The sequence below is a fragment of the Psychrobacter sp. bablab_jr014 genome (genome assembly GCF_016464015.1).
GTDB lineage: Bacteria > Pseudomonadota > Gammaproteobacteria > Pseudomonadales > Moraxellaceae > Psychrobacter.
Map to the genome: position 1 here is coordinate 57,015 of NZ_JACDXT010000051.1, position 6,783 is coordinate 63,797.

Below are 6,783 nucleotides of genomic sequence, written 5' to 3' on the forward strand. Positions count from 1 at the left end.
AAGGACGAGCTGTTATGAAATCGTTAGACAAAATCACCGATATCGAAGATTTGCGTCTGGTCGCCAAGCGCAAAGTGCCCAAGATGTTTTATGATTATGTGGACTCAGGCTCGTGGACGCAGACCACGTACCGTAATAACGAAACCGACTTTGACCGTATCAAATTGCGCCAGCGCGTACTCGTAGATATGGACAACCGCTCACTTGCCAGCACCATGATAGATACCCCCGTCAAAATGCCCGTCGCCATCGCGCCGACAGGCTTTACAGGCATGATGTGGGCAGATGGCGAGATAGAGGCAGCAAAAGCGGCAGAAAAATTTGGTGTGCCCTTTTCACTTTCCACCATGAGTATCTGCTCGATTGAAGATGTCGCCACGCATACCAGCGCGCCGTTTTGGTTTCAGCTATATGTGATGCGTGACAAGGCATTTATGCAAAACCTCATTAACCGCGCTAAGGCGGCAAATTGCTCTGCGCTGATTTTGACCGCTGATTTGCAGGTCTTAGGACAGCGCCATAAAGACATCAAAAACGGTCTGTCCGCACCGCCTAAGCCCACACTCGCCAATATCTTAAATCTGATGACCAAGCCTGAATGGTGCATGAACATGCTCGGCACCAAGCGCCGCACCTTTGGCAATATCGTTGGGCACGCGCAAGGCGTTGGTGATTTGTCTTCCTTGTCCTCATGGACAGCAGAACAGTTTGACCCCGCGCTCAGCTGGGACGATGTGGCGCGCATTAAAGAGCTGTGGGGCGGCAAGCTGATTATCAAAGGCATCATGGAGCCAGAAGACGCGGTACTCGCAGCAAAAAGTGGCGCAGATGCCCTCGTCGTCTCTAACCACGGTGGACGTCAGCTTGATGGCGCGCCCTCCTCCATCGCCGCACTCAGTGACATCGTGCAGGCAGTTAAAGCCGAACGTAGCGATATTGAAGTGTGGCTCGATAGCGGTATTCGCTCAGGTCAAGACGTACTCAAAGCCATCGCTATGGGCGCACAAGGTACGATGATCGGACGGGCGTTTTTGTATGGTTTGGGCGCGTATGGCGAAGATGGTGTACGTCGTGCGCTGGAGCTGATTTACAAAGAATGTGATGTGAGTATGGCGTTTTGTGGTCATACTGATGTGCAACAGGTAACCGATGATATTTTGGTCAAAGGCACATTTGAGCATCTCAAGTCAGGCATCCCGCATATCGCCCCGATGCCTTGGTAATCCCCATCTACTCATGCTTTTGTAATCATCTTTATCTATAATAATACGCTGTATTGATAAATGATTTAGGAAGTTATGACCATCTCTCAGTTGTTAAAAGTTGCTCCCGTCACCGTGATTTTGGTCGCGGTGTTCGTGGGTTTATACGCCTTGCAAATTATGAACGGTGTCGATGCCAATAACCCCAATACCGAAGCCTTGGTACGATGGGGCGCAAATGTTTTGCCACTGACCATGATGGAAGAGCCGTGGCGGATGATTAGCAGCGCCTTTTTGCACGTCGGCTTGATGCACTTATTATTCAATGCCTTTGCGATGGTCTTATTCGGACGTATTGCCGAGCCGCTGTTTGGCTCGCTCACCTTTGCCGCGCTGTTTTTCTTATCGGCCATTGGCGGCAACTTATTAAACAACTATGTGACGTGGCAAGGACTGCTCGAAGGCTCCATGCAGCCCAATATCGCTGCTGGCGCATCGGGCGGTATCATGGGTATTGGCGCGGCATTATTGGTCGCTGCCTTATTTAAACTGTCGATTGATGGGCGCGTATTGAGTCCCAAAAGCATGCTGCTGATTATGGGTATTAACCTTGTGTATGGCTTTGCCGTGCCTGGCATTGATAACGCCGCGCATATTGGCGGCGCGATTACAGGCGGCGTGATTGCTCTAGCGATTGCTATTGACTATAAGCAGCGCGGACGTACCGCAGGCGCATATCTTGCCGCCATGTACCAGCAGACCAGCAATGGCGTGCCTTATATTCCCGTGACCCCAACCAGCCCCAACCAAAAACGCGGTATCACCGAGGTTTTGCCTTGGCTTGTCATGCTGATACTCGGTGCAGGCTTTGTGTGGTGGTGGTATGATATTCATAACGAAATCATCAACTTTTTGACCACGGCAGCGATGAGTAAAGGCGAAACCTAATGCCCCTTTACCATCCGCTACGTTATTATTGACATGATTATTGATGTTTTATCCGCAGCTTACGATAAGCACTTTTATATAGGGAATGTACCAAATGACTTTATTTACCTCATCTGTGATGACGCGCTGTCTGGCTGCCACTGCTCTAATCGCCGCCGCAAGTAGCGTCTCTGCCGCCCCCTTTCAGAACCTACCTGTCGATCAAGACGCCCGCGTCAGTGTGGGCGCAAACGTCATGGGCACATGGTCCGCCTACGATACCGATAATGATGTAAAGGTCTTGCCCAGCCTGTTTTACGACAACAACCGCGTGTACGCGCGCGGCTCACAGCTCGGTGCCTATCTGATTAATGACGGCACGAGTGAGCTGTCAGTCTACGCACAGCCGATGGGCACAAGCTTTGACCCTGATGATGCCAATGGCAGCTTGCAGGGCTTGGATGAGCGTGATATCTCTGCGGCCGCTGGCGTCAGCTATCTGCGCCGTACACCGATCGGTGGCTTCCGTGGACAAGTCGCTACTGATATCTTAGGCAAAAGCGATGGCACGGTTGGTCGCCTGACTTACTTGGCAAAATATGACACCGATCGCCTAACCGTCTATCCTAGTGTCGGTCTTGAGTGGCGCAATAAAAACTACAACGACTACTACTACGGCGTGGACAGCAATGAATCGGCGCGCTCAGGCACCGCGAGCTACAGCCCAGACTCAAGCATCCATCCGTATGTCAGCGTCAGCGCCAACTATGAATTTAATGATAAGTGGTCAGGCTTTGCTAGCCAAAGCCTTGACTATCTGTCGGACGAAGCCTACGACAGCCCAATGGTTGACTCACGCACCGAAGCACGCACCACACTTGGGGTGTTGTATACGTTTTAATGGCGTTTAATATGTGAAGAAAAGCTAAGCGGTTTGCTTGGCTTTTTTTGTTTTTGCGTCAAATAAACTTTTTATCGTTCCATCTTATGTCAATGGGAGTACAGACCATGGCTTTGTTGCCTGTATACCGTAATGAAAAAATTTTGTGGCAACAGCTCGCCTACTCACCAGTACCATTTGACTCTGCCAATGACAGCGATAGAACGTATGACGCGCATGCAAAAGCCCGTTACACCTTATTGATTGAGCTTCAATATGACTTACAGACACAAGATGAAGCCTTGGTCAGATATTTGTTTACGCAAGAAATTTTGAATCATCAGGAGGGGTCTATATGGGGTGTGAGTGATGCTCTTGTTTTAAATGCTTACTTACTCGTCAGCTTTAAAAATCCAGACGATATCCCTTTGTTCTACGACGCTAAACATTCAAATTTTGATGCCAGTTTTGTCATAGATAACGAGTTTATATTTTATGCGCTAAAAGACAAAACAGCGCTGTTTATCAAAGATAATTTCCCAGATATTCATGATGATTTGTAAGAATTATATTGCCAATACAGTTGTGCTGGTGCGTTAGAAGAATGGTGGACGCAGCTATCGAGTAACTATCCCAAACAAGAGTCTGACGAGGATTTATATACTTTATATCAGCGCCATTTATACCTAGAGAATGACAAGCTCGCTAAAAACTATCTTAAAGCATGGAACGAAACAACCCCTGACTCAGTCAATAAAAAGAACACCTTAAAACATGCCTATATCGAGCTAAAGGAATATCAACAAGTCATCGAGTTAATAAAAGAGGAGTTGGCAAGCAGTGACTCACATTGGGATACTGTCAGTTGCTACAGAGCGCTGTTAGACCTTTATACGAAAACAAGGCAATCAGAAAATGCTTTAAATACCATTGACTGCATTGATAAGGAATTAAAACAATTTAGCGACTGGAAGAATGTGGGTTTGGGTCGTATGACGATTGAGCAAATCTTTGAATTTAGCTTACTCACTGATAATACTCATTTTGGGACTAATGCTTTTAACATAGCCTATAAGTGGCTAAGAAAAATTCAATACGGTATCTCGTACGTTGGCCTAAATACTGCACTAAAAGCTGCACATAAATACGACTTAACCATAGAAGCAAAGAAGTTAGTAAAATTACTTGTGGCCGAACACCATAGGATTGTAAAAAACTTTAAGCAAAATAGCTGGATAAGAACGCTTTTGAAACGCTTTTTCTAAATAATATTTTATTGATAAAACGCTTAACCTACTTTTAATACTTGCAAGTAAGCTAAGGTACGACATACATAGCATATCAACTATAGACTAAAAAAAGACCTTGCCACGTGACAAGGTCTTTTTACTATTCTAAAAACGATTAGATAACTTACTTAGGATGTACCATATCCGCTGGGATAACCCACTCATCAAACTGTGCTTCGGTCATCAAGTCCAGCTCAACCGCAACTTGCTTCAAAGTTTTGTTTTCTTTATACGCAGTTTTTGCGATTTTGGCAGCGTTTTCATAGCCCACGTGACGGTTTAGCGCCGTGACAAGCATCAATGAATTGTGCAAGAAGTCGTCGATTTTGTCTTTTACTGGCTCAATGCCGACCGCGCAGTTGTCGTTAAAGCTGTTGCACGCATCGCCAAGCAGCTTGATAGATTGCAATAGGTTGTAGGCAATCACAGGCTTGAATACGTTCAGCTCAAAGTTGCCTGACGCGCCAGCGACGTTGATGGTGGTATCGTTACCGAGTACTTGTGCGACAACCATGGTCATGGCTTCTGACTGGGTTGGGTTGACTTTACCTGGCATGATTGATGAGCCTGGCTCATTTTCAGGAATGGTCAATTCGCCAAGACCACAACGTGGACCAGAGGCCAGCCAGCGTACGTCGTTAGCGATTTTGTTTAGGCTGGTCGCCAGCGTTTTTAGGGCGCCTGAGGCAAATACTTCGGCATCACGGGCGGCAAGCGCTTCGAATTTGTTGGGTGCAGTCACAAATGGCAAGCCCGTCAATTCGGCCAACTGGTTTGCAGCTGTTACCGCGTAGTCTGGGTGGGCGTTTAGACCTGTACCAACTGCAGTGCCGCCTAGTGGCAATTCGTACAAGCCTTGTAGGGCGTTGTCGATGCGTACGAGCGCGTGGTCAAGCTGGCTAACGTAGCCGCTGAACTCTTGACCTAGAGTCAATGGGGTGGCGTCTTGCAAGTGGGTACGACCGATTTTTACGATATCAGCAAAGGCTTCGGCTTTTTGGTTTAGCGTCTCGCGCAGGGCTTTTACCGCTGGAATCAATAGACCGTTGATTTCACGCGCTGCCGCAACACGAATCGCGGTTGGGAAACTGTCATTGGTAGACTGGGCGTGGTTGACGTGGTCATTTGGATGGATAGGCTGATAGCTGCCACGCTCAGAGCCTGCGATTTCGTTGGCACGGTTTGCAAGCACTTCATTCATGTTCATGTTTGACTGCGTGCCTGAACCTGTCTGCCATACGACAAGTGGGAACTGGTCGGTCAGAACGCCGTTGATGACTTCGTCCGCAGCTTGGACAATAAGGTCACGCTTGTCAGCGTCGATACGCTCTAGGCTGGCATTGGTGATGGCGGCGGCTTTTTTGACCAGTGCCATCGCTTCAATCATCGGACGTGGTAGGGTCTCACCACCGATTTTGAAATTTTCGCGGCTGCGCTGAGTCTGTGCGCCCCAGTAGGCGTCATTTGGTACAGCCACGTTACCCATGGTGTCTTTTTCGGTACGGGTTGCCTGATCTTGTGTCGACATAACGGTCCTCTTTATATAGTTGTCCGTAAAAAATGCACGCTCGGTTGCATTTTGCAAAATAGGAGGTAAAGCGCGGTTATGATAGCATGACTTATCGCAAATTTCTCATCGTCTAGGGGATAACTGATGCCAAAATCGAGCGCCGCAGCAGGCAGCACGGACGCGCGGGCAGCCACGCCCAGCCAGCCGCCACGGCGATATTTTACCCGCCAGCGCCGTGCGTTAAGCAAGCAAAGAAGAGAGCAAGCCGCTACCCATGCCAGCCGTCATTTAAACGCGCTCAGCAGGCGCTTGCCCCGTCATGCCAAGGTTGGGCTGTATTACGATGGCTTTGGCGAAATGCCGACGCAGCCCATCGTCACATGGTGCATCAAACACGGCTATCAGGCGTATTTGCCCATCGTAGGTAGCCTTGGGGCAACTGACAAACGCTTACGCTTTGCGCCGCTGTCCCAGTATACACTTGCGACCGCACGCACGCGCAAACACGCGCTTGGGATGCAGCAGCCACAGCCGACTCATTTACTGTGGGCGCAGGCGCTTGATGTGCTGATTTGTCCACTGGTCGCAGCAGATAAGGCAGGCAACCGTATGGGTATGGGCGGCGGCTATTATGACCGCACCCTCGCCTATCGTCAGCGCGGCGGGCGCGGTAAGCCGCTGGTGATTGGCTGGTGCTATGACTTTCAGTTGGTTGCGCGTTTGCAGCGCCAGCCGTGGGACGTGCCGTTAGATGGCTTAATCACGCCAAGTAGGGTGCATTGGTTTTTGTAATAAAAGTTGTCAATTTAAAATGAAACAATAGGGCGTGTTGAACATTCGACCATGGCACTGACAGCGACTATTTTTTAGGCGATTCGAGGTTAAAAATAATAAGTTTAGTCATTCTAAGCGTTTATTTTTAACGATGAAGCGGCAAAAAAGAGTCCTGTCCCCTGCTTTTATCGTTGGGGCTGA

At 48.7% G+C, this 6,783-nt stretch carries 7 protein-coding genes; 6 read left to right on the forward strand and 1 reads right to left on the reverse strand.

Translation table 11 applies throughout. The annotated features are described in order from the left end of the window. Positions 1-14: 14 nt before the first annotated feature. From JIE71_RS11980 to JIE71_RS12000, 5 genes are all read left to right on the forward strand, one after another. On the forward strand, positions 15-1,223 hold the full coding sequence (locus tag JIE71_RS11980; protein ID WP_199508951.1) for an alpha-hydroxy acid oxidase: 1,209 nt from the start codon (positions 15-17) through the stop codon (positions 1,221-1,223). A gap of 75 nt (positions 1,224-1,298) precedes the next feature. Further along, the gene (locus JIE71_RS11985) at positions 1,299-2,150 is read left to right on the forward strand and encodes a rhomboid family intramembrane serine protease (RefSeq protein WP_199508952.1); all 852 of its coding nucleotides are present in this window, start codon (positions 1,299-1,301) and stop codon (positions 2,148-2,150) included. A 94-nt stretch (positions 2,151-2,244) separates the two neighbouring features. Continuing rightward, the gene (locus JIE71_RS11990) at positions 2,245-3,030 is read left to right on the forward strand and encodes a MipA/OmpV family protein (protein WP_228284682.1); all 786 of its coding nucleotides are present in this window, start codon (positions 2,245-2,247) and stop codon (positions 3,028-3,030) included. 107 nt (positions 3,031-3,137) lie between these two features. Beyond that, a complete protein-coding gene (locus JIE71_RS11995) occupies positions 3,138-3,572 on the forward strand; it encodes a hypothetical protein (protein ID WP_199508954.1) in 435 nt (144 codons plus the stop codon). A gap of 267 nt (positions 3,573-3,839) precedes the next feature. Next, positions 3,840-4,274: a hypothetical protein gene (locus JIE71_RS12000; RefSeq protein ID WP_199508955.1), complete on the forward strand. Its 435-nt coding sequence runs from the start codon at positions 3,840-3,842 to the stop codon at positions 4,272-4,274. Between the two features lie 148 nt (positions 4,275-4,422). Here JIE71_RS12000 and fumC read toward each other — a convergent pair whose 3' ends face one another. After that, the gene (gene fumC, locus JIE71_RS12005; protein WP_199508956.1) at positions 4,423-5,826 is read right to left on the reverse strand and encodes a class II fumarate hydratase; all 1,404 of its coding nucleotides are present in this window, start codon (positions 5,824-5,826) and stop codon (positions 4,423-4,425) included. A gap of 126 nt (positions 5,827-5,952) precedes the next feature. On the opposite strand from fumC, the gene JIE71_RS12010 reads away from it, so the two are divergent. Next, the gene (locus tag JIE71_RS12010; protein ID WP_199508957.1) at positions 5,953-6,600 is read left to right on the forward strand and encodes a 5-formyltetrahydrofolate cyclo-ligase; all 648 of its coding nucleotides are present in this window, start codon (positions 5,953-5,955) and stop codon (positions 6,598-6,600) included. Positions 6,601-6,783: the final 183 nt, after the last annotated feature.

Coding starts and splice junctions, on each gene's coding strand:
- JIE71_RS11980 (WP_199508951.1), top strand. CDS start 15: ATGAAATCGTTAGACAAAATCACCGATATCGAAGATTTGCGTCTGGTC.
- JIE71_RS11985 (WP_199508952.1), top strand. CDS start 1,299: ATGACCATCTCTCAGTTGTTAAAAGTTGCTCCCGTCACCGTGATTTTG.
- JIE71_RS11990 (WP_228284682.1), top strand. CDS start 2,245: ATGACTTTATTTACCTCATCTGTGATGACGCGCTGTCTGGCTGCCACT.
- JIE71_RS11995 (WP_199508954.1), top strand. CDS start 3,138: ATGGCTTTGTTGCCTGTATACCGTAATGAAAAAATTTTGTGGCAACAG.
- fumC (WP_199508956.1), bottom strand. CDS start 5,826: ATGTCGACACAAGATCAGGCAACCCGTACCGAAAAAGACACCATGGGT.
- JIE71_RS12010 (WP_199508957.1), top strand. CDS start 5,953: ATGCCAAAATCGAGCGCCGCAGCAGGCAGCACGGACGCGCGGGCAGCC.